Genomic DNA, 271 nt, shown 5'->3' with positions numbered 1-271 from the left:
CTTAGTAAAGAATATAAGCGCTTAATAAAGTGTGGTCATAAAATGCTCCAGGCATTGATGACACTAAGTACATCCGTGTACTAGAACTCAAAACGAAATCAGCTTTCCGAATTATTATTTAATGCCAAGGCGTTAAATAAACAAAATTTGTCTGGAAACCATAGAGCTGTGGTACCACCTGATCCCATTCCGAACTCAGAAGTGAAACACAGTATCGCCGATGGTAGTGTGGGGTCTCCCCATGCGAGAGTAGGTCATTTCCAGGCGCCAA

At 42.1% G+C, this 271-nt stretch carries 1 rRNA gene; it reads left to right on the top strand.

Annotated elements, in window-relative coordinates:
* Positions 1-150 precede the first annotated feature (150 nt).
* A 5S ribosomal RNA gene (gene rrf / locus H5073_RS18150) occupies positions 151-266 on the top strand.
* The last annotated feature ends 5 nt before the right edge of the window (positions 267-271 follow it).

This window comes from Shewanella sp. SR44-3 (assembly GCF_014163735.1).
GTDB lineage: Bacteria > Pseudomonadota > Gammaproteobacteria > Enterobacterales > Shewanellaceae > Shewanella.
The sequence above is the reverse complement of the archived record's forward strand: the minus strand, read 5'-3'. Positions and strand labels throughout refer to the sequence as shown.